This window comes from Haloferax mediterranei ATCC 33500 (assembly GCF_000306765.2).
Taxonomy (GTDB): domain Archaea; phylum Halobacteriota; class Halobacteria; order Halobacteriales; family Haloferacaceae; genus Haloferax; species Haloferax mediterranei.
This window is the reverse complement of the sequence record NC_017941.2, coordinates 2,385,516-2,408,022: the sequence shown is the minus strand read 5'-3', so window position 1 is coordinate 2,408,022 and position 22,507 is coordinate 2,385,516. Positions and strand designations below refer to the sequence as shown.

23 protein-coding genes are annotated in these 22,507 nt (G+C 60.0%); 16 read left to right on the top strand and 7 right to left on the bottom strand.

The features are described 5' to 3' along the window. The first annotated feature begins 16 nt into the window (after positions 1-16). From rdfA to HFX_RS12305, 10 genes are all read left to right on the top strand, one after another. On the top strand, positions 17-661 hold the full coding sequence (rdfA, locus tag HFX_RS12340; protein ID WP_004059643.1) for a rod-determining factor RdfA: 645 nt from the start codon (positions 17-19) through the stop codon (positions 659-661). A gap of 26 nt (positions 662-687) precedes the next feature. Then, positions 688-2,649 (top strand): archaea-specific SMC-related protein, encoded by a 1,962-nt coding sequence (locus HFX_RS12335; protein WP_004059644.1) that lies wholly within the window; start codon positions 688-690, stop codon positions 2,647-2,649. Between the two features lie 306 nt (positions 2,650-2,955). Continuing rightward, a complete protein-coding gene (locus HFX_RS12330; RefSeq protein WP_004059645.1) occupies positions 2,956-3,273 on the top strand; it encodes a HalOD1 output domain-containing protein in 318 nt (105 codons plus the stop codon). 282 nt (positions 3,274-3,555) lie between these two features. Next, complete coding sequence (locus tag HFX_RS12325) at positions 3,556-3,834, top strand: ubiquitin-like small modifier protein 1 (RefSeq protein ID WP_004059646.1); 279 nt, start codon at positions 3,556-3,558, stop codon at positions 3,832-3,834. A 1-nt stretch (position 3,835) separates the two neighbouring features. Then, positions 3,836-4,093, top strand: coding sequence for a hypothetical protein (locus tag HFX_RS12320; protein ID WP_004059647.1), 258 nt, complete (start codon positions 3,836-3,838; stop codon positions 4,091-4,093). Between the two features lie 3 nt (positions 4,094-4,096). Then, positions 4,097-4,531: a hypothetical protein gene (locus tag HFX_RS12315; protein WP_004059648.1), complete on the top strand. Its 435-nt coding sequence runs from the start codon at positions 4,097-4,099 to the stop codon at positions 4,529-4,531. A gap of 223 nt (positions 4,532-4,754) precedes the next feature. Continuing rightward, a complete protein-coding gene (locus HFX_RS19725) occupies positions 4,755-5,687 on the top strand; it encodes a hypothetical protein (RefSeq protein ID WP_137685644.1) in 933 nt (310 codons plus the stop codon). 35 nt (positions 5,688-5,722) lie between these two features. After that, positions 5,723-6,583 carry a hypothetical protein gene (locus tag HFX_RS19720; protein ID WP_014732461.1) on the top strand — a complete coding sequence of 287 codons (861 nt, stop codon included), beginning with the start codon at positions 5,723-5,725 and terminating at the stop codon, positions 6,581-6,583. Between the two features lie 210 nt (positions 6,584-6,793). Then, the gene (locus tag HFX_RS12310; protein ID WP_004059649.1) at positions 6,794-7,489 is read left to right on the top strand and encodes an AzlC family ABC transporter permease; all 696 of its coding nucleotides are present in this window, start codon (positions 6,794-6,796) and stop codon (positions 7,487-7,489) included. Beyond that, positions 7,490-7,828 carry an AzlD domain-containing protein gene (locus HFX_RS12305; RefSeq protein WP_004059650.1) on the top strand — a complete coding sequence of 113 codons (339 nt, stop codon included), beginning with the start codon at positions 7,490-7,492 and terminating at the stop codon, positions 7,826-7,828. Positions 7,829-7,940: 112 nt separating this feature from the next. Here the strand turns inward: HFX_RS12305 and HFX_RS12300 are convergent, their stop codons facing one another. Both HFX_RS12300 and HFX_RS12295 read right to left on the bottom strand, forming a co-directional pair. Then, positions 7,941-9,878 carry an aldehyde ferredoxin oxidoreductase family protein gene (locus tag HFX_RS12300; protein WP_004059651.1) on the bottom strand — a complete coding sequence of 646 codons (1,938 nt, stop codon included), beginning with the start codon at positions 9,876-9,878 and terminating at the stop codon, positions 7,941-7,943. A 126-nt stretch (positions 9,879-10,004) separates the two neighbouring features. Continuing rightward, entirely contained in the window at positions 10,005-11,117 is a 1,113-nt protein-coding gene (locus tag HFX_RS12295; protein WP_004059652.1) for a hypothetical protein, read from the bottom strand. Positions 11,118-11,254: 137 nt separating this feature from the next. On the opposite strand from HFX_RS12295, the gene HFX_RS12290 reads away from it, so the two are divergent. Next, the gene (locus HFX_RS12290; protein WP_004059653.1) at positions 11,255-12,337 is read left to right on the top strand and encodes an archaeosine biosynthesis radical SAM protein RaSEA; all 1,083 of its coding nucleotides are present in this window, start codon (positions 11,255-11,257) and stop codon (positions 12,335-12,337) included. Between the two features lie 427 nt (positions 12,338-12,764). Here the strand turns inward: HFX_RS12290 and purQ are convergent, their stop codons facing one another. Both purQ and purS read right to left on the bottom strand, forming a co-directional pair. Continuing rightward, positions 12,765-13,439, bottom strand: coding sequence for a phosphoribosylformylglycinamidine synthase I (gene purQ / locus HFX_RS12285; protein ID WP_004059655.1), 675 nt, complete (start codon positions 13,437-13,439; stop codon positions 12,765-12,767). Between the two features lies 1 nt (position 13,440). Further along, complete coding sequence (purS, locus tag HFX_RS12280; protein ID WP_004059656.1) at positions 13,441-13,692, bottom strand: phosphoribosylformylglycinamidine synthase subunit PurS; 252 nt, start codon at positions 13,690-13,692, stop codon at positions 13,441-13,443. Positions 13,693-14,012: 320 nt separating this feature from the next. Here purS and HFX_RS12275 point away from each other — a divergent pair, with 320 nt between their 5' ends. Together HFX_RS12275 and HFX_RS12270 are read left to right on the top strand one after the other, a co-directional pair. Beyond that, entirely contained in the window at positions 14,013-15,407 is a 1,395-nt protein-coding gene (locus tag HFX_RS12275) for a GntP family permease (RefSeq protein ID WP_004059657.1), read from the top strand. Positions 15,408-15,545: 138 nt separating this feature from the next. After that, positions 15,546-16,532 (top strand): formyltetrahydrofolate deformylase, encoded by a 987-nt coding sequence (locus HFX_RS12270; RefSeq protein WP_004059658.1) that lies wholly within the window; start codon positions 15,546-15,548, stop codon positions 16,530-16,532. Positions 16,533-16,678: 146 nt separating this feature from the next. Here HFX_RS12270 and HFX_RS12265 read toward each other — a convergent pair whose 3' ends face one another. Then, a complete protein-coding gene (locus tag HFX_RS12265) occupies positions 16,679-17,911 on the bottom strand; it encodes a PQQ-like beta-propeller repeat protein (RefSeq protein ID WP_004059659.1) in 1,233 nt (410 codons plus the stop codon). 94 nt (positions 17,912-18,005) lie between these two features. Next, positions 18,006-19,025 (bottom strand): phosphoribosylaminoimidazolesuccinocarboxamide synthase, encoded by a 1,020-nt coding sequence (locus HFX_RS12260; RefSeq protein WP_004059660.1) that lies wholly within the window; start codon positions 19,023-19,025, stop codon positions 18,006-18,008. A gap of 137 nt (positions 19,026-19,162) precedes the next feature. Between HFX_RS12260 and HFX_RS12255 the strand changes: the two genes are divergently transcribed. Next, on the top strand, positions 19,163-19,921 hold the full coding sequence (locus tag HFX_RS12255; protein ID WP_004059661.1) for an NAD-dependent protein deacylase: 759 nt from the start codon (positions 19,163-19,165) through the stop codon (positions 19,919-19,921). Between the two features lie 41 nt (positions 19,922-19,962). Here HFX_RS12255 and HFX_RS12250 read toward each other — a convergent pair whose 3' ends face one another. Continuing rightward, entirely contained in the window at positions 19,963-20,379 is a 417-nt protein-coding gene (locus HFX_RS12250) for a DUF5518 domain-containing protein (protein WP_179955339.1), read from the bottom strand. Positions 20,380-20,499: 120 nt separating this feature from the next. On the opposite strand from HFX_RS12250, the gene cofH reads away from it, so the two are divergent. Both cofH and HFX_RS12240 read left to right on the top strand, forming a co-directional pair. Further along, the gene (gene cofH, locus HFX_RS12245; protein WP_004059663.1) at positions 20,500-21,867 is read left to right on the top strand and encodes a 7,8-didemethyl-8-hydroxy-5-deazariboflavin synthase subunit CofH; all 1,368 of its coding nucleotides are present in this window, start codon (positions 20,500-20,502) and stop codon (positions 21,865-21,867) included. 1 nt (position 21,868) lies between these two features. Next, positions 21,869-22,417: a metal-dependent hydrolase gene (locus tag HFX_RS12240; RefSeq protein WP_014732464.1), complete on the top strand. Its 549-nt coding sequence runs from the start codon at positions 21,869-21,871 to the stop codon at positions 22,415-22,417. The last annotated feature ends 90 nt before the right edge of the window (positions 22,418-22,507 follow it).

The following is a 22,507-nucleotide window of genomic DNA, read 5'->3' as shown; positions in this document are numbered from 1 at the left end:
CGAAGGCAAAGTCAGGATGCGAGATACAGGAACCAAGGTCTCCCGCCGCGGTGGACGGGGTCCAAAGATCGAACGAATCGCAGACCGATACGGAATCACCGGTCTCGGCGATGAACTCGTCGACGCATGGCTCGGTGAAGGCCGAGAACAGCGGAGCCTCCGTGAACTCGAAGGGGACGTAAACAGACGGGTTATCCAGGCCGCCCTCGACGAAGCAGGCGCACACGTCCTCGACGGCGAAGTTGACAACTTCTATCGACTCCTGACGAGCGACGATGTGACTGCGGGTAGTCGCACCGAAGCACGGAACACGCTTCGGGAGAAGGGCGTTGATGTCGACCAGTTGGAAGCAGACATCATCTCCTATCAGTCGGTCTATAACTACCTCAAACGACATCGGAACGTCGAACGCAAATCCAGCGATGACGACCAGACCGCGGCTGAATCCGGACTGAACACGATTCGAAAGCTTCGGTCTCGACTACGGACGGTTACAATCGACGTTATCGACCGTCTAGTCAAGGCCGAGGAAGTCGTCATCGGCGCGTACGAGGTCGAAGTGGACATCCGCGTAACCTGTACAGACTGCGAAACACGAATGACACCGGCGGCGCTGCTCTCCTCCGGGCACTGTAACTGCGACCACGCAGTAGACGAGTAGCCACGCCAGACAACACAGCTCTTCACATGAATAACTCAGAGGCATTTGAGGCAGGAACTGTTCGAATTCGAAATATTGGGGGGATCGATGAACGTACTGTTACCCTCTCACCCGGTGTAACCGTTCTCACCGGTCGGAACGCGACTAACCGAACGTCGTTCCTTCGCGCACTCATGGGTGCGTGCGGTAGCGACGCGGTCAGTCTCAAAGGTGACGCGGACGAGGGGTCTGTCGAACTCGAACTTAATGGGCGAACGTTCACACGAATCCTCAAACGGGAAAACGGGCAGGTCACGCTCGACGGCACGCCGTATCTTCAGGATACGACAACCGCGGACCTGTTCGCGTTTCTCCTTGGGTCGAACGAGGCGCGACAGGCGGTCATCACGAAGCGTGACCTCCACGAGGTCATCATGGCACCGGTCGATACCGACGCCATCGAAGCGGAAATCGAGCGCTTGCAGACCGAGCGGAAACAGGTCGAAGGTCGGCTTGAATCGCTCGAATCGCTCGAATCCGAACAGCAGTCGCTCGAAACCAAGCGGGGGGAACTCGAAGCGAAGATCGAAGACCTCGAAGCCGAGCGTGACCGACTCGCGGAGCGTATCGACGAAGAGGACCAGACAGTCGAGACACAGCGCGAGAACCAAGCGGAGTTGGATGCCGTCCTCTCGGACCTTCAGTCGGCGCGCTCGGACCTCGAAACAGTTCGGTTCCGTCTCCAGAGCGAACGCGAGAGCGTGGAGTCGCTCCGACAGGAGCGCTCGGAACTCGAAGCAGAACTCGACTCGTTCGAAGCGACCGACATCGACCACAGTGAGGTCACGACGCGCATCGACCAGATTCGAACGCAAATCGAATCGCTGAACAAGACGATTTCCGAACTTCAGACGGTTATCCAGTACACGGAGGACGTACTGGACGGTAAAGCCGACCTCGTCGAGGACTCGCTCGGCGGAGACGCTGAGACCGGTGCAGTCACCGACCAACTGGTCTCGTCGAGCATGATTACCTGCTGGACATGTGGCACCGAAGTCGAGCGCGACCAGATTCAGCAGACAACGGGTCGACTTCGCGAGGTCAGAGACGAACACCGCGAACAGCGCTCCGAACTCCGCCGCGAACTCGACGACCTCGAAAGTGACCTACGAGCCGCAGAAAAATCGCAGACGCAGCGGCAGCAGGCACGGCAAAAACTCGACCGTCTCGAAGACGAACTCGACCGTCGAACCGACCAAATCGAGTCGTTGACCGACCAGCGAGAGGAACTCGCCGACCGCGTCGAGGAACTGGAAACCGAAGCGTCCGAGCTTCGTGGGCAGGCCGAAGGGGACCTCATCGAACTGCACAAGGAACTCAACGAAGTCGAGTTCACCCTCGACCGAACGCGAGACGACCTCGCGGCGGTACACGACGACCTGGAGGCACTCGACGCGAAGTTCGACAAGCGCTCGTCGCTCAAAGACGAGCGCGAGCAACTGACCGCCGACCTCGAAGATGCGAGAACTCGAATTCAGTCGCTTACGTCGTCTGCCGTCGAGGCATTCAACGAAGAGATGGAGACGGTTCTCGGTCTCCTCGGGTACGAAAACATCGAGCGCGTCTGGTTAGAACAGGTCGAACGCCGAGTTCGTGAGGGTCGCAGGAAGGTCCGACAGACGCAGTTCGAACTCCACATCGTCAGAGAGTCCGACTCCGGCGCGGTGTACGAAGACTCTATCGACCATCTCAGTGAGAGCGAACGCGAGGTTATCGGTCTCGTGTTCGCACTCGCGGGCTATCTCGTCCACGAAGTGTACGAGGACGTTCCGTTCATGCTCCTCGATTCAGTGGAAGCCATCGATTCCGAACGTATCGCGGCGTTGGTCGACCACTTCGAACAGTACCCGTCGTTCCTCGTCGCTGCGCTCTTACCCGAAGACGCACAGGCACTCGACTCGGCGTACGACCGCGTCAAGTGGGGCGACGGCGTCGCCTCATCGGCATAATCTGACGCCTCGACCGGCGTTCACTCATTTTCCTGCTGATACAACATTTTCGACACCGAAATCCTCGACTACACCATACTGGTCCACCGCTACTGACCATCGTTACCGGGACATCGACTTTGACTGCCGCCATCTCATCCACCCCACTTCATTTCGACCATTCCTGTTGGTGGTCCCGACGAGTGGCCTACAACCGTATCAATCCGAAATTATATTGCTAAATTAGAACAATATTGGAAGCACATACCGACAGTACGCAAGTGATATAACACTTCGGAGTACATATCGAGTAGACGACACTCGGAGGTGTCTACTATCACTACTGCCATCGCACATCAAAAGGACGAACGTGAACGGACGCGGGTCTGGTACGACTGCGACCGTACAGAATCTATCTCGGAGGCCGTACTCTCGGCTGCGAGTGAGCATGCAGACTGTGATACGTCGGAATTACCACCGCTGTCCTCGTATACCGACATCGACGCGCTCAACACGCTTTTCGGGGATAACAGCCCCGGAGCACCTTCGTTATCTGGTGCAACACTCGAGTTCTCATACGGAGCGCTCGTCGTCACTGTCGATTCGGCCGGTCTCATCGAAATCCAAAATAAATCGCGGCTGTGAAACCCACGTCTGGTTGGGTTTGTAGTGCGGTCTCGGACTCATCTCCGTGACGAATGTCCTTTCAATCTCATTACCGCGTGATAGCGACTGAATTACGATCAATAATTAAATATGCCCCAAGCCATATTATTGTTAGTTAAATATTATCATATATTTTCTCCTATCCTCTGATTAAATTGTGTTCCTAGCACAATATTGGTTCGCAGTAGGTGGGAGAGACGATTACGGCAGACTGCTATCTGTGCGACGTACCTTTTTGTCTCGTGACCGCCGAGAAGGGGTATGGAACTCGAATTACGTTTTTTCGCGACGTTTCGGGAGGTGGTCGGACAGAAGACGATTCACTGGCGGGTCGACGACGGCTCGACGGTCGGCAACGTACTGCACTCACTCGAAGCCGAGTACGATGGGTTCTCCGGTCAACTCATCGAAAATGGTGATATTCGACCCCACGTGAACGTGCTGAAGAATGGACGCGAAGTGGTCCACCTCGATGGTCTCGAAACTGACCTCGAAGACGGGGATGCAGTGAGCGTTTTCCCACCTGTTGCCGGTGGTTGAGATGGCACGACGAGAGCGGGCGTTTCGCGGTATCTCGACACGTCTCGCCATTCAGTACCTCGAAGGTCTCGGTGGGGAAGCCGAGAGCGAGACACGTGTCGTCGGTCCCGATTGGACGGTCGACCTCGACACCGAGGAGGTCACGATAACGAACAGTATCCAACTCACCGAGGTCCAACTCACCTTCGAGGGCGACGACGAGACACTCGACGACCTCATCGAGCGGTTCTCCCGTAAGGCGATGCGCGCGGGAGGGTGAGCCATGGGAACCGACGGAGACCGGCAACGCGACCACGAACGACCCAGCGACAGACTCGCCTCAGATATGGACGATGAGACACCACGGGAAAGTGCAATTGACGGCACCGCCATCATGATTGCCGCCGCGATGGCGAGTGTGCCTTCCTCGGTACTCCCGATACTCCTCGACAGAGTGCAGGCGTATCTCGACGACCACGCAGACGAGTACGCACAGGAGTTTGAGTGTATCCACAAAGACGCCGATACAGCGGTCTACTTCGTCCCGCTCGGTCACTGGGACACGAAAGGCGTCGCCCTCGGCTTTTCTCACCGCGAGGTTGACGCGGTCCGCCGGGCGCACACCGAGCACCTCCGACGCGTCGGCAGGGAGGCGGACCGCCGCGACGAGTTCGAGACCGCACTCGAAATACGTGAAGTCGCCGTCGTTCACCGATAGCGAGGGCTGGTTGTGAAGACGGTAACGCTCGTAAAGGTTCTTGGACCAGTGCAGATAGAAAATACAGTATTTGGGAGGAAAATTCATCGGAAATATATGACTACATTAATTAATATAGTTCATAACTCATCAAATAGTAAGGTTATATCTCGGCATTATTGATTCTCCAATTATATGATAATATATAAAACATTATTATTATCCATGGTTTATGTAGTTATTAATGTCAGGCAAGAAATTCAATAGACGTCGGCTATTGGAGGGTATTGGTATAGCAGCAGTGACAACACAGGTTCCACTTGCTAGTGCTAAATCCAATTCCACTAATAAAGAATATCAAGAAAATAACTCAAGTGTAGTTGAATTAATTCGTGATATTGCTACCGAGTATATCGTTCTTCCTGATTATTCAGCAGTTGCTTTCACTACCCCGTATCTCGGGGATGGTTTCCAACTATACATTCAACGAGGGGCTAATTCGGCGGAAGTCCCAGTTGATGATCCCCAACAACTCACCCACGCTGATGCTGGAGTTCATGGAATAAAACATGATCAAAAAGCGAGTAGGCTTACCCTGACTTATTCAATGGACGGGGCTACGTATAAGTCCGAAATTAGATCGTCCAGTGAGATCCAGTCTACTAAAATTAGTGATGATATCCGGGATATTAAGCCACTAATTGCAGATCAAAAATCGGGTATTACGCTACAAGGCGCAAAACGGTGCCATAAAAAGGTAGATACTAAAGTCGCAGGGATTTGGTGCGTGAACGCTCGGGGAGGATATTCTTCTAGAGAGAAGTGTGAAAGTACTCCTCCTGCAGGAGATCATACTCCATTAATTAATGTTTGGAAATTTGAGGTCGTCCCAACCAATAATGCAAATGGAGGCGTGAGTTTCTACTATGGTCAAGAAACGGATGGTGATTGTACTTGGGTTGGAGAAGAAAATAAAACACAGCGCTGCTGGCGCCATTGTCCAAATAGCGGTGACGGTCTGCCCGGTGTGAGTTGGCTTACAGACAAAATAGAGAAAGCTATCAAGAGTTCAGCAGATGCAGCTGGAATTGTACTTCCAGCAGGCGTAGCAGCAGCACTTGCCTATGCCATCGCAGCCGGAATGATTCTCGCTCCACCGACCGGCACCCCAATCTAACATAAATATAATTCCTTCCGGATACGAGACCAGTTATGACTGTAATTGATCCCGATGATGCCACTCATCGGCTGTTTGTTTGTTCCCCTAATGAGGAAGCAAACAGACAGCGAATACGCGCCGAAAATTGTCTCGTTAGGACTTCCTCTCACTTCGGCGATGAAGTCCGAGTTTCGGTGTGGACCGAAGAAATTCAATCATCCAAGCCTAGTATAGCTGACCGGCTTGATTCCGAGTTTACTCACGTTCGGGAGAGTGATCGTATCCTTGGACAGGATGGCGTCGAATATCGGGCGGCTCTACCGGATGGAGAACCACTCATTTCTGACCTATTGTCACTCGACAACGGAGAAGACTCGTGTCTTGCCTGGCGCTTATACGGGGTAAGACACATTGCGGTTTTAAATAAGGGTGAGTGGATCTGCCATGTCTTCCCTGAAAGTTCGTTTGAACGCGATTTACGCGATAATACAGATGCATCGTCGATAGTCTACCAAGTTGAAGAGTGCATTCAAGACCTCGATGGTGTTGGCATTTTCCCAGTACCATATATCACCCACTGGAAAGGTGAACAGTACCGATACGTCCTCAAACCGACTCGACTCGGCATTACTCCAATCAAAGAAGATGACTCTCCAACGTGGATCGATCTTAACCGCCTATCAGAGATTCATATTAATGAACAAAATCATACGATTAGGTTTACTTGGCAAAGCCAAAATCTGTCGTCGGCTATCTTATCAAAGCTGGTTGACCGGAACAACGAATTGCCAACAACGGTCAACGTGGAGGAGACGACAGATCTGGACCTGGTTCGAAATTCACTATCTGAGCTAAAAGCGACGTGTGGATACGAGTATAAAATTCGTATTGATACTGTCTGTGATGAGCAGTAATCAAGGTACTACTGTACACCTTCAGTGAGCAAAGGGGATGCTGATTCTGCTGAAGAATATCGCGTTTAACCTCTAACAACCCAGACTGATAATTTGTCGGAACCTCGTGATTAATGTGCACTAGCCCAGGAATAAATCATGGAAAATAACACATAATGGGGCACTGTTAGATAGACGCCTATTTCGGGTGCGATGTCCTGCATGCGATAGATGCCAACACTCCCCTCTGACTTTCTCGATGGTGTTCGGGATGCAGCACCGCTCCACCTCGGCATCGCTCCCTTCGGCCTCGTCGCGGGTGTCGCCGCCGTCGAACAGGGTCTTTCGATATTCCACGCGATTGGATTCTCCAGCGTCGTCTTCGCGGGTGCCTCGCAACTGGCGATGATAGAACTCCTCGGTGCCGACGCGCCGCTCGCTATCGTCGTCGGAACCGCCGTCGTCGTGAACCTCCGGATGCTGATGTACTCGGCTTCTATCGCCCCGCACTTCCGGGATTTCGCCGCGCGGTCGAAAGCGGTCTCGTCGTATCTCCTCACCGACCAGGCATACGCGCTCTCTATCGCTCGCTACGGTCGCGATGGCGAGACCGACCGATTCGCATACTACTTCGGCGTCGCCGCCTCGCTGTGGGTCGTCTGGCAGTTCGCGACTATCGCTGGCGCGCTCCTCGGGACGGGACTCCCACCCGAATGGGGCTTCGAGTTCGCCGCTCCGCTGGTGTTTCTCGCGCTTCTCGTCCCCGCTCTGAAGAACCGTGCCGCGGCGGCCTCGGGCCTCACCGGTGGCGTCGTCGCAGTCGCGGTCGTCGTCGCCGGGGTTCCGTTCCACCTCGACATCATTGTCGCCGCCGTCGTCGGCGTCCTCGCCGGTCTAGCGGTCGAATCGTTCGGGGGTGAACTGTAGATGACGACGAGTTACGACCCCATCACCGTTTGGGGGGTCATCGTCCTTGCGGGCGCACTCACCTTCGCCATCAGAGGCTCGTTCGTCTACCTGTTCGGCCGTATCGATGAGCTTCCACCGCGAGCCAAGTCAGCTCTCAACTACGTGCCTGCGGCCGTTTTTGCGGCGCTCGTCTTCCCGCCTCTCGTCGCTCCCGCGGGCGACCTTTCGGTCTCACTCGGCAACGAACGACTCGTGGCTGGCGTGCTCGCCGCGCTCGCGGCGTGGTACACAGAGCGCGTTATCGTCACCATCGCCGTCGGGATGGGTGCGCTCTGGTTCCTCCGGTTCGTGGTCTGAGGCTCCGTGATACGCAGGAGACCATGCACGGCGACGTGTCGAGTGGTTCCTGTCGAAACACGCAAAAGGTGGGTCGGCGTGTTGGCTAGCTCTGCCTTTTGATTCGTTCGACTCAGTCGTCCGCCGGTGCCGACGAGTCGCCGCGGGAGACGCCCGTGCCGGGGCCGATGTCGATGCCGAGTTCGTCGAGGCGCTCGTCGGGAACGACGCCGTCGACCCACTTGCGGCGCGCGTAGTACTCTTCTTTCATCTCTTCGAGTTCGCACAGTTGGCCTTCGGAGCCACCCTGTCCCGGAACTGCCTCGTCGCCGGGGATAAAGCGACCCGGCAGCGAGTCGTCCGACCCGTCGAAGCCGACGAGGTTGTTGTAATAGCGTTCGAGGGTGTAGATGCGGTCGCCGGTTTCGAGGAGTTCTTCCTCGGTCACGTCGCGGCCGGTCATGCCGTTGTACTGCAGGACGTACTCTTCGATGCCCTCCGCGAACGCGTTGAATTTGCAGATGTCGAACGAGTCCGAGATGGCGTGCATGTCCTGGAAAAGCGCGACGAGGTCGCCCTTGCCTTCCCACTCGTGAGGGTCGTACTTCTCGGGGATGCCGAGAATCTCGGCAGATGGCGTGTAGCCACGCAGGTGGCATGCACCACGATTCGAGGTGGCGTAACCGATGCCCATGCCTTTCATAGAGCGGGGGTCGTACGCCGGGATAGTTTGGCCCTTGACGGCGAGCGAATTCTCGTGGGCGTCCATCGTCTCGGCGATGTGGGTTGCGCCGCCCGCGAGCAGGTCGCCGAGGTCGCCGTCGCGGTTGGCGATGCGTTCGAGGAGCTCGATCATCTCGTCGGCGTCGCCCCACTCGATATCCTCGTCAAGGGTGTCGAGTTTGCCCTGCTCGGTCATCTCCATCGCCATGGCAATCATGTTGCCAGCCTCGATGGTGTCGATGCCGAGGTCGTTACATAGGTTAATCATGACCGCAATCTTGTCGCGGTCGTCGTTCATCGAGTTCGGGCCGAGCGCGAACGCCGATTCGTACTCGTAGGACTCGCCGCGGACGTTCATCTCCTCGCCTTTGACCGTCGTGGTCACCTCGACTTCCTTCTTGCAGGCGACCGGACAGGAGTGACACGTCGGTTCGTCGACGAGGATGTTCTCGCGGACGTTCTCGCCGGAGACTTTCTCGGCTTCGATATTGTGGTCTGTTGGGTTCGCCGCCGCCTCGCTCGACGTAGACGTGTATCTCCCGTTGCGGGTCGGAAGCCCGTCCATCTCCTCGGTCGCGTTCATCAGGACGTTCGTTCCGTACAGTGACAGGCCGCCTTCGTTCGGAGCGGTGACTTCCGACTCGCGGATGAGTTGCATCGCCTGCTGGTAGCCCTGTTTAAACGTCTCGGGGTCGGCGGGCTTCGGCATCTTCGTGCCGGATTTGACGACGACGGCTTTGAGGTTCTTCGACCCCATGACGGCACCCGTGCCACCGCGGCCTGACGCCCGGTCGTCCTCGTTGACGATACAGCCGAAGCGGACGCCGTTTTCGCCACCCGGTCCGATAGCCATCACCGAGAGGTTCTTGCCGAGTTGGCCGTCGACCTCGCTTTCGAGTTCGTCGATGGTGTCGTGGACGCCCCATCCCCAGATGTGTTCGGCGCTGTGGAGCGTCACATCGCCGTCTTCGACGACAGCATACACCGGGTGGTCGGCCTTCCCGGTGAAAAGCAGGCCGTCGAGACCGGACCACTTGAGCCGGGCACCACTCCAACCGCCGTGGTGCGAGTCAGTGACCGTCCCCGTCAACGGAGACTTCGTCACGACCGCAATACGACCACTCATCACGGTCTGTGTGCCCGTTAGCGGTCCTGTCATGAACGCGAGTAGGTTGTCGGGGCCAAGCGGGTCCACGTCCGGCCCCTGGTCGAACACGTATTTGACGCCGAGCCCCCGTGCCCCGATGTACTTCTTTGCGTCCTCGTCGTCGATGCCCTCGTATCGAATATCGTCCTCCGACAGGTCCACACGCGCGACTCTGTCGTGATAGCCACCAAGTTCGGTCATTGTAATCCTCAATGGTTATATACGTATTCTGCTGAGTTAGTGATTCTCACACGTCCGTAACCAATCGTGGTTACTCCCCACTGCGACGACGCTGTTCCGTCTCGGCATTGCGGCACTCTGTGCGACTCATCCTGGTTGCGGTCCCGCCGCGGTCAACGAGGGCGACCCCGTGGCGTCGACGACGACGCTCGCCGGGCCACGCGGCGGACACGACCACCACGTCCCGGACACTTCCGCGCCGGTTTCGAGGGTCGCGGTGACATGGTACGACCCAGACGTGGCTACAGGAACCAGTTCGCGCGTTTCGTCGGGGCCGAGGTCGAGGACGCGGTCGAACACTTCGCCCGTGGAGTCGACGCGGTCGAACACGTTCCCTTTCGAGTTGACTCGGAGTCTGAGTCGGTGGGGCTCGTCGTCGCGGTTGTCGACCATCAATGTCGTATTCGCCGGCCCACACCCCGTTTTTCCACTCGTCGAATCGATGTATTTCGTCGGCTCGTCGGGGACGGACCACGTCGTATCGACAGTTCGTTCGTCAGTCTCCACGACGACGCGGTAGGTTCCGGTTCGGTAGGTCACCGGCACGGTCAGTTGCGTTCTCGCCGGGAGTCGGTATCGTCGGTCGACGAGTACCGTGTCGCGGAAGTCGATACGGAGTCTCGCCGTCGTCTTCGGGCCGGAATTCTCTACGACGACGCCAGCGGGTGCGTACCACCGCGAGAGACCGTCGCCGACGAGCGGAAGTTCGACTGCTGATTCGATGTCGCTGTTGGAGCTAGCGCCGAGCGCACACTCACCGCGCGGGTCGCACGAAACGGTGTGCCAGAACGCCGTCGTCTCCAGCCCGAGCACGACCGCAAACCCGTCGAAGTGGGTCTCGACGGTCCACGTCGACCGGGCTCGAACGCCCGTATCAGTTTCGACGAGGACCTCGGTGTCGCCGAGCGGAACAGCAACCGTAGCCATGGTTCGTTCCCCGGCGAGGAGGTCGCGATTCTCGAAAAATACGTCGCGGTCGTTGCGGGTGCCGACGACCGTCGTGAACACCGGCATCGGCGTCGGATTCCAGATAGTGAGCGTGCGCTCGACGCGCGATTCAGGCGTTCGTGTTCGTGTCGCAGTCGGCGGTTGCGTCTCCGCTTCCGGTGTGGGTGTTACAGTCTCGACTTCGGGCGTTCCACAGCCCGCTCCCCCGGTGACACCGGCCGCGACGAGCGAGAGAAGGGTCCGGCGGTCCATAGCACCGTCTACGGCCTGCGAGCACATGAACGTCCGTCGGGTTCGACGGGGAGTCCCTGCCGGTCCCGAACTCACTCTCCGACGTCGGCGCAGCCCAGACGAAGCGGCTTTACGCACCCATCCGATAGGAGTCTCCAATGAGTAAGCCGAGCCCCGAGGTCTACGAACGGGGACGCGGGATGGACGCGCACAACAAGGTGATGCGCGACATCCGTTCGCAGAAGCAGAAGACCTACGACCCTCACGAACCGACGCGGGTGTGGATTGACGAGGACAACACGCCCGACGGCGTGTACGACTCGCTGACGATTATCCTCAACACCGGCGGCTGTCGCTGGGCCCGCGCTGGCGGGTGTACGATGTGCGGCTACGTCGCCGAGTCCGTCGAAGGCGGGACCGTCTCGCACGAGGCGCTGATGGACCAGATTCAGGTCTGTCTCGACCACGAAGCCGATACCATGGACGACGGCGAGAAGGCCGGTCTCATCAAAATCTACACCTCCGGGTCGTTCCTCGACGAGCGCGAAGTGCCCGCAGAGACACGCGACGCTATCGCCGAGACGTTCTCGGACCGCGACCGCATGGTCGTCGAGTCGCTGCCGGATTTCGTCACGCGCGAGAAACTCGCTGACTTCACCGACCGCGGCCTCGAAACGGACGTGGCAATCGGACTGGAGACGGCGACCGACCGCGTCCGCCACGACTGCGTGAACAAGTACTTCGACTTCGCCGACTTCGAAGACGCCTGCGACGAGGCGGCCGCGGCGGGTGGCGGCGTGAAGGCGTACCTGCTGATGAAGCCGCCGTTCCTCTCGGAACCCGAAGCGCTCGATGACATGAAATCCTCTATCCGCCGATGTGCTGCAGTGGACAACTGCCACACCGTCTCGATGAACCCGACGAACGTCCAGCGCTACACGATGGTGGACGAACTGTTCTTCAACGGCGGGTACCGTCCGCCGTGGCTCTGGTCGGTCGCCGAGGCGCTCCGTGACACGGTCGACGTGGACGCAATCGTCGTCTCCGACCCCGTCGGCGGCGGCCAAGAACGCGGCGCACACAACTGCGGCGAGTGCGACGAACTCGTGTTCAAGGCGGTCAAGGACTTCAACCTCCGACAGGACCCGAGCGTCTTCGACCAGGTGTCCTGTGAGTGCGAGTCGACCTGGGAGTTCGTTCTCGACAACGAGACGAGCTACAATATGCCGCTCGTTCGCTGAGACAGACACCGTACGTTTGCCCAGTCTCAGGCTATAGTAGGCCCGTATTTTGTGGGTTCTAGTGACATTAGGGACTCCTATACGGTGGTAAGTGGCTCCTAACGGGTCGATAGGGCGTTTGTATCAAAGAGGATGTGAATCATTGTCACATTTGGTGGTTCGGACGTGTCCATCCGGACTGCCCGCCATCATGACGAAACACACGTACAAGACCGTCTACTATGCGGATGGATGGTTCGAGATTCGCGAGGAGGAGAACACCGAAGCATGGGTTGCTACGGACGCTCCTTGCGCTCTCGCTCCATAGCACGCAGTACGCGGGTCGGAAAATCCCAAACTCCAACCATCGCTCATCGTGTACGCCGCTACATTCGCCCAACCGACCCCGTACCGCCCGCCACCGCAGCGGACGGTCTCTTTATCGCAGTCAGCCGTCGAAGCCCGCAAGCACGCCACGACCGTCGGTATTGCCGAGGTTCGGGAGCGATGCCCGCTCAGGGTGCGGCATCAGCACTGCCACTGACTCGGACGCACCGAGGATTCCGGCGACATTTCCGCGCGAGCCGTTAGGGTTCGCCTCGTCGGTGATGTTCCCGTCTTCGTCACAGTACCGAAACAGAATGCGGTCTTCCGACTCGAGTTCTTCGTAGCCTTCGTCGTCGATTTCGAATCGCCCTTCGCCGTGTGCGATGGGCAGTTCGATGACGTCGCCTTCCTCGTATGCTTCGGTCCACGGCGTGTCGGCGTTTTCGACGCGCAGATAGACGTGTTCACACTGGAATCGAGCGCTCGCATTCGTCGTGAACGCGCCGGGCGTGAGACCGGACTCACAGCCGACCTGCGCGCCGTTGCAGACGCCGAGGACGGGGAGGTCGTCGTCGACAGCCTCGCGGACAGTCTTCATGATGGGCGAGCGTGCGGCCATCGCACCACCGCGCAGGTAGTCGCCGTAGGAGAACCCACCGGGGAGCATGATACCCGTCGTTTCTTCCGGTAGTTGGTCTTCGTGCCAGACGCGCTCGGCTTCGAACCCGAGGTCCTCCAGCGCGCGCACGGCGTCTCGGTCGCAGTTCGACCCGCCGAACTGCACAACTGCAATCATCTCAAGCCTCTGCGACCTCGACCTCGTAGTCGTGGATGGTCGGGTTCGCCAGTAAGCGTTCGGCCATCTCGTCGGCGCGGTCGGCGGCCTCGTCGGCACCCGACGCGTCGAGGTCGACTTCGTACCGTTCGGTGAAGCGCAACGCGTCGAGTTCGAACCCGAGTCGTTCCAGTGCGCGCTTCGTCGTCTCCGCCTCCGGGTCGAGCACGCCACGCTTGAGGCGCACCGTCACCGTCGCGGTGTAGGTGGTCATCGGGTGACGATGCGTGGTGATGTGCAAAAACGGTTTTGGGTCGTGTTTGTTGTACATGAATATGCTCATCCAGTGCGGACTAGCGGTTACTCTCTCAGAGATCGGGAAACGATCTGGTCAGTGAAGTGCCCGTCGTGGTGAGAGCGAGTGTCTCGTCTACAGGCGTCAACAACCCGGGAAGACCCCGACAGGCGGTTTTGAACGCACGATATCTGATGCTTGCGGTCAATTAGAATAATAATATAATACTAGTTAATAAAAATCATGTATACAACAAATAGTAATCATTTTCTACCCGTGATTGGGACACTGTCCCGCACATGGTACTCGAATTCGCACAGAGCCCACTTTTGACGTTCGTAGTCGGACTCGCACTAGTCGTGCTTCTCCTCGTCGTCTTGGACCTCCCTGCCTTCGTCGGGTTAGCGATAGCCGCGTTCGCGGTCGGACTCGTCAACGCGGCGTTCGTCCCCGACTTCACACTCGCTCAGGCGGCGACGAAGACGGCGACGGCATTCGGGGATGGGATGGCCGGAATCGGCATCCCCATCCTGATGGCTGCAATCATCGGGAAGTCGATGCTTGAAAGCGGCTCCGCCCAGCGAATTGTCCGGTCGTTCCAGTCTCTCGTCGGGAAAGACAATAGCGATATCGCGCTGTGGGGGAGCAGTACGGTCCTCGCCATCCCCGTCTTCTTCGACAGCGTCTTCTACCTGATGGCACCACTCGCACGTTCGATGCGGGCGCGGATGGGCGACAACTACGCGCTCTACCTCGTCGTCGTCGGGGCCGGCGCTGCCACGGCTCACGTGTTCATCCCGCCGACGCCCGGCCCGCTCGCGGTCGCCAGCGAAATCGGGGCCGACATCGGCACCACGATGCTCATCGGCGTCACCGTCGCCGTCCCGTCGGCCACGATGGGGGGACTCGTCTACGGTCGCTGGATTAACCGCCGCATCGACATCCCGCTCCGCGATGCGATGGGGACGACCACGGACGAACTGCAGGAGCGCGCCCAGCGCGACGTGTCGTCGCTGCCGAGCTTCCTCGAAGCCACTGCGCCTATCGTCATCGCCGTCGCGCTCGTCGGCTCGCTCACCGTCGCCAACGCCCTCGAAGGCGTGGCGCCGATGGTCGAACAGGTCAGGCCGTTTATCGCGTTCATCGGCGACAAGAACGTCGCGCTCACCGTCGCCGCGCTCGCCGCAGCCTACACGTACTACCGCTGGACCGACCTCTCGCGGTCGGCGTGGGAAGAAGAGCTCACCGAGGCGCTGAAAAGCGGCGGTAACATCGCGGCCATCACCTCGATGGGTGGCGCGTTCGGCGCACTGCTCGCCGCCTCGGGAATCGGCCCCTACATCGCAAACGGACTCGAAGGCTTCGGCATTCCGCTTCTCGTGACGGCGTGGCTCATCGCCGCTATCGTCCGCGTCGCGCAGGGTTCCGCGACCGCGGCGATGCTCACCGCAGCTGGAATCATGGCTCCCTTGACCGGTCAGCTTCCGGTCCACACCGCGTATCTGGTGATGGTCATCGGCGCGGGCGGCAACATCTGCTCGTGGTACAACGACTCCGGGTTCTGGCTCGTCAAGGAAATCGGCGGCCTCACGCAGGCCGAGACGCTGAAGACGTGGACCGCCTTGACGACGATTATCTCCGTAACCGGCCTCGTCGTCGTCCTCGTCGTCTCGACGGTGTTCCCGCTGTCGTAACTCGGTTGCCCACCGTTCGAGCCGTCCGCCGGTAATTCACGGTCGTTCAGGTGGGACCGTTGCGGAGAACGACAGCGGTTTACCGTTCGACCACTCAGGGCGGTGTATGTTCAGCTTCGAACAGCTGGAGGTGACGGTATGACGCGAGAACTAACCGAAATCACGGTCATCGGAGGAGACAAGACCGGACTCATCGCGAATGTGACCACCCTGCTGTTCGAACGCGGAATCAACGTCGAGGACCTCGACCAAGCGGTCCGGGAGGGAATCTTCCGGATGACGCTTCACGCGGACACCTCGGAGATGACCTGCAGCCGCGACGAACTCCGCGACGCACTCACCGACCTCGGCGACGAACTCGGCGTCGACGTGCAGGTACGATTCCCGTCGGACCGCAAGACGCGCGAAATCGCCGTGCTCGTCACGAAGGAGTCCCACTGTCTCGAAGCGCTGTTCGAGGCGTGGGCGAACGACGACCTCGGCGCGGAGATTTCGGTCGTCATCGGTAATCACGACACGCTCGAACCGCTGGCGAGCCACTACGACGTTCCCTTCCACGACATCGGCGACGAGAAGGGCACCGCGGACGAAGACCACCTGCTCGAACTCCTCGAAGAGTACGACGTCGACCTCATCGTCCTCGCGCGCTACATGCGCATCCTCGGGCCGAACGTCGTCTTCCGCTACGAAGACCGCATCATCAACATCCACCCGTCGTTGCTCCCGGCCTTCCCCGGTGCCGCCGCCTACCGGCAGGCGAAAGAAGGCGGCGTCCGCATCGCGGGCGTCACCGCCCACTACGTGACGACGGACCTCGACCAAGGGCCGATTATCGCCCAGCGGGCCTTCGACGTGCCCGACGACGCCACCATCGACGAGATAAAGTCGCGCGGGCAACCGCTTGAGGCCGACGCGCTCCTCGAAGCCGTGAAGCTCCACCTCAACGACGACATTACGGTTCACCGTGGACGCACCAGCCTCCGCTCGGAGACCGACGCCGAGGACTACCAACTCGGGCTCTCCCGCGAAGCGCAGGCGTTGAACCCCGACCGGCCGGTCGACGGTCTCATCGACGGGCTCGGCGGCGAGCGAGAAGCGCTTACGCTCGAACCGTCCGAAGACTGAGACTGGTCTCTTTTTTGTCGTCGGCCTCGGCGAACCCACCGGCGGCCTCGATGCCGAGGTCGAACGACTCCGAAAACACGCCTCCGACCTCGATTCCGCCTCTCACCGAGCAGTACGAGCAATCCGGTCCGAGACGCGGCCGGCGTTCACGGACCGAACCGGAAGAACCCACCTTCCCACTCCCCGCTACGCTCGCCAGTTCGACCACCCATGTAGAGCGACCCATCCGCGAGTGACGGTGACGCCGACACCGTCAGGTCGATACTACGTCGCCAGCGCTCCGTTCCGTCGAAACCGACCTCGAAGACGGTACCCTCGCGGGTGACGCCGTAGATGCCATCGGAAGCGACGACTGGAACGTGGTACCGCTCTCCCGCCGGTCCTGCAGACCACACTCGGTTACCCGTCTTCCGGTCGTAGGCAACGAGCGGGTCGTCGCGACCACTGGAGAGGACGGTATCACCCGCCAGAACGGCCTGTTCGTACCTGTCGTATCCGCCGTTGATTCCGGCGGCGTGTTGCGTCCACAGCTCCTCGCCGTCAGCGAGTGAGACGGCCCGCAGGGTGCCCCTGTCGTCGACGACGTAACACGCCTCGTCGCCGACGGCGGCCGGGTTGTGAACGACGGGTATCGACGACTCCCAGCGAACGCTCCCATCTGCGGCATCGAGACAGAACAGGCCGCCGCCGTTCTCGTTGTACCCGTTCGAGACGACGACGGACTCGTCTGTCGCGGCGCACGTTTGTACGGCGGGCATCTCTTCGTCGGTCTGCCACAGTCGTTTCCCGGTCACCGCGTCGAGGGCGAGGAACTCGCGGCCACCGATGAACACTCGGCCCTCGGTCACTGCGGGTGAGACGTGGGGGAACCCGTAGCCACTTCGGTAGGTCCAGTTCACGTCGCCCGTCTCGATATCGACGGCGCGCGTGCCGACTCTGTCCTCGATGAATACTGTGTCGCCGACGACCGTAGGAACGCCCATATCTGATTTAGCTTCCAAGCGCCAGTGTTCACCACCGTGTCGGCCGACGGCGACGACTCCCGAAAACAGGTCGGAGTGCTCGTATTCCCGCCATCGACGAACCGTGAACAGAATCACGTCGGACCCGACGACGACCTGCCGTTCTGGGTAGTGACTCGCTTCGGCGTGGAGTCCGAGCGCCGCCCCTTCGTCGGGACCACTCGCGGGCGTCGACCCGGTTCGCCGGGCGTCGTGGCCGAGAGTCGGCCACGGGCCGTCGTCACCCGAGAGGTCAGCGTCGTTCGTGTGCGACCGCGGGAAGTATCTCCTGCGGAGACCGCTACACCCCGCGAGGCTGACGCTCGCGGCGGTTCCGAGTGTAGCGAGAAATGCTCGACGGGAGGGCAGGGAGGGCATGCCCCGATAGTGACGGTAGGCAGACAAGTGCCTTCCCGTCTCGTGTCAGCGGTTTCGGAGGGTAGTGCGGACCGAGTTGGTAGTGCGGACCGAGTTACAGCTCTTGCACGCGCTCGACCGCGTCCTCGATATCTGGCGCGTCGAACCAGTCGTAATCGACGTAGGCGTTCGTCCCCGCGCAGTAGATGTCCGAAAGTGCGGTTACGATGTCGTCGGGGAGGTGCTCGGGTTCGATTTCGCACGCCTCGCGCCAGTTGGGTTCGCCCGTTTCGATGGCTTCCTGCTTCGCGGCGGACACGGCGTCGACCCACTCGGGTTGGACGCGCTTGTAGTACTGGCGGACGACCTCCTTCGAGACCTGCTGGCCGTCGTAGGAGAAGCGATTTTCGTCGAACGTGCCGACCACGTCCGCGACCTTCACGGTCCCGTCGTGGTACAGACACTCGATTTTCCCGTCTTCGTGGTCGAACCCGGCGCGTACGGCCTGCTCGTTCAGGACGTGGTTCACGGCGAGCGCGAGTTCTTCGAGGCGGTCGAGGTCGACTGCGCCAGCGACAAAGTCGGCTTCCTCGCGGTCGAGATAGCGGTCCTGTTCTTCGTACTTCGTGGAGAACTCCACGACGGGGTCGGGGAGTGAAACGGCTTCGTCCGGCCACTCGTCGACATCGAGACCGTAGTCGGCGGGTTCGCCGCGCTTCCGGAGGCTCGACCCCACGGGAACGGTGTTTCGGAAGACGATTTCGAGCGGGATGAGGTAGTTGTCGCCCGCCGTCTCGTGGTAGGCGTCGTAGTCGTACTCGCCGTCGTCGTGCGGGAGGTCAGGCACCTGCGTGAGTTCGATTGCCATCTCCGTCGGCGGCGACTCGCACTCTTCGAGGTCCTTGATTTCGCCGTCTTCGAGTACCCCGAGGTAGTGGGTCGGAATGTGGTTCACGTCGAGCAGTTCGAAGTTGTACGCGCCCATGAGACAGAGGCTTGCGCCCTTGTTCGGGATGTGGTCGGGCATCTCACCCCAGTCGAACACGGAGTAGCGGTCGGAAAAGACGAAGCGGCCCCGGCCGAGGTCGGTCGCCGTCGGTTCCTCCTCGACGCGGAAGTCCTTCACGCTGGTCATGGTCGACCCTCACGCTCTTCACACTAAGAACCTTCCACTTCTGTGCGCATCTCGCACTTACTTTGTCCTAATATATACACGAACTCGAACACCGACAAATCAAGCCGCTTTTTCGCTCGGAACTCGTCCGTCTGGCTATGGACATTGCCCTCGAATCCGATGCCGCGTGGGTTGCCCGCCGACTCCGCGAGGCCGAGTTCGTCGTCGCTTTCACCGGCGCGGGGATGAGCACCGCTTCGGGCATCCCCGATTTCCGCGGCGACGACGGCATCTGGAACACCGAGTTCGACCCGGCGTCGTTTCACCGCGACCGCTTCGTGAACGACCCGGCGGGGTTCTGGCGGGAGCGCGTTCGCCTCCACGAGCGGATGTTTCCCGATGGCGTGGCCCCGAACGCCGGTCACGACGTGCTCGCCGAACTCGAATCACGGGGCATTCTCGACAGGGTCATCACACAGAATACGGATGGTCTCCACCGTGAATCCGGGTCGAACCGCGTCGTCGAACTCCACGGAAACGCCTCGCAGGTCGTTTGTGAGGACTGCGAATCCCACTTTGCGGCCGAAACGGCGCTCGAACAGGTCCGCGCCGGTGACGCGCCAGCGACCTGCGGCGAGTGCGGCGGTATCGTCAAACCCGATGTCGTGCTGTTCGGCGAGCGACTTCCGCGCGTCGCCTACAGTAAGGCCAACCGACTGGCGGACAAGGCCGACGTGTTTCTCGCGCTCGGGTCGTCGCTGACGGTTCATCCGGCGGCCGGACTCGCCGGTAGAGCCGCCGAAGACGGCTCGCTGGTCGTCGTCAACTTCGACGAGACGCAGTACGACAGCAGTGCAGACCGGGTCGTTCGCGACGACCTCACGGAGTTCCTGCCCGCGGTCGAAGAACTCGTTTGAGGCGGGGGACCACTATTCGGTTTTGGATGGCTCGAATCGGCTCAGTTGAACTCTTCATTTAGGTACGCACCGAGATAGCCGCCGAGTGCACCGAGGCCAACGGTGTAGACGAGACCGATAAGAAGTCCAAAGATAGCGACGGTGGCGACCCCGAGAAATCCGAGACTGAAGTCGAACGGCGCGCTGGCGAAAACAAAAATACCGAAGAACCCGAGGAAGACGACGGCCAACAAGGTACTGACGAGACCCATGAACAGGCCGGAGAGCGCGCCGGATTTCGTGCCGAGAGTGCGGTCGGTTCCGGTCAGGTAGCCCGCAAGCGCGCCGCCAAGGATTGGCGACCCCGGAACCGGAGAGAGAACGAGGCTGGCGATTGCGCCGACGAGTGCCGAAAACAGGAGGCTCTCCCCGTTGTCGTCGAGGGTGGACTCGGTGGTTGGGGACGTTGAGTGTTCCATACTCGACATAACACCGTCTGCGGACTAATCCTTTCTCCCCCTGTTCGACCAGTCGTTGTTGACCACCCGTAGTTCCTGTACCGCCCCGTTTTTTACGACCGTGGCGCGTTCTCATCGACCATGACCGGTGCCGCCCACGACTTCGGGTTCGACCACCGCCCGGAGACCGACCAGTCGTTCGAGAACGCCTTAGCAAAGGCGCGAGCGGGCGAGCGCCTCACCGTCGCGGACGGCGTCGAACTGATGACGACGGGGACCGACCGCGAGGGAATCGACCGCCACCGAAAGGAACTCGTCCTCGAAGCCGCCGACCGTCGCCGCGCCGAAGTCGTCGGCGACGACGTGACCTTCGTCGCCAACCTCAACAACAACGTGACGACGGCTTGTACCACGGGCTGTCTGTTCTGTAATTTCAAGAACACCGCACACCTCTTCGAGGCCGACTCCGACGCTGACCACGGTGGATTCACGAAGACGCCGGCCGAATCACGCGATATCGTCGCCGACGCAGTCGAGATGGGTATCTACGAAGTCACGTCCGTTTCCGGGCTTCACCCGGCGCTCGTTCTCGATGAGGAACACCGCGAAATCCTCGAATCGTACAACAACCCCGCCGCCGAGGTGAACTACAAACCGCCCGCGGCGTACGACATAGACCCCGGGAGCTACACCGAGCAACTGGCGGCGATGTCGGTCGACGGCGTCCACGTCCACTCGATGACGCCCGAAGAGGCTTACCACGCAAAACGCGGGACCGACTGGAGCTACGTGGAGGTGTACCGCCGCCTCGCCGACGCCGGACTCGACAGCGCCCCGGGGACCGCCGCAGAGATACTCGTCCCTGAAGTTCGAGACGTTATCTGTCCCGGAAAAATCGGCACCGACGAGTGGGTTGCCGGGATGGAGGGCGCGATGGACGCCGGTCTCGACGTGACGGCGACCATCATGTACGGCCACGTCGAAAACGAGAAACACCGCGTGCTGCACCTCGATGTGATTCGCGACCTCCAGGACCGCTACGGCGGTATCACGGAGTTCGTCCCCTTATCGTTCGTCTACCAGAACACGCCGCTCTACGAGCGCGGTCTCGTCACCGAAGGTGCGTCCGACGACGAAGACGAGTTGATGGTTGCCGTTTCGCGGCTCTATCTCGACAACATCGACCATATCCAGTCGTCGTGGGTGAAGTTCGGGAACGCGAAGTCACTTAAACTCCTCAACTGCGGTGCTGACGACCTGATGGGAACGATTCTCTCCGAGGAGATTACGAAGCGCGCGGGCGGCGGGTTCGGCGAGTTCCGCTCGTTCGACGACTACGTCGATATGATAACCGCCATCGGTCGCCGGCCGGTCGAACGCTCGACCGACTACCGGACGCGCCGCCCGCTCGACCCCGACGACGGCTCACACGGCCCGACGCTCGGCCCGCGTGCCGACGGTACGCCCCTCCTCGACCGCCGCCGCGACCCCCCAACGGCCGACGATTGAGATGATGGCGACGACCCACGCGGCGATGGGTCTCAGCCTCGCCGCGTCGCTCGTGTGGGTGGCACCCGAACTCGCGACCGTCGCGGCGGTCGGTGCGCTCGTCGGGAGCGTCTTCCCCGACGTAGACCTCTTCGTCGGCGTCCACCGCAAGACCCTGCACTTCCCGGTTTACTACACCGTCGCCGCGGGTGCTACCGGATTCGTCGCCACCGTCTCGACTTCAGCGCTCACTGTCGGACTGACGTTTTTCTTCCTCTCGGCGGCGCTCCACTCGGTCTTAGACTGGTTCGGCGCGGGCGACGAACTCCGCCCGTGGGACCGCACGTCCAACCGCGCGGTCTACGTCCACCCGACGAAGCGATGGCTCCAGCCGCAGTATGTCGTCCGCTATGACGGTGCGCCCGAAGACCTCGTGTTGACTCTGCTGTTTTCTGTCCCGCCGATGTTCGCCTTCGATGGCGTGCTTCGCGTGGTCGTCGCACTTAGCGTCGCCATCGCGCTCGTCTACACCGGCTTCAGAAAACGGGTTCCGGATTGGCTCGGCATCTAACGGGTGTTCTTCGGCATCTATCGGGTGTTTCTTCGGAGCACCTAACGCGGCGGTTTCTTCGGCAGCACGGGAAATACCACGAGACTCATA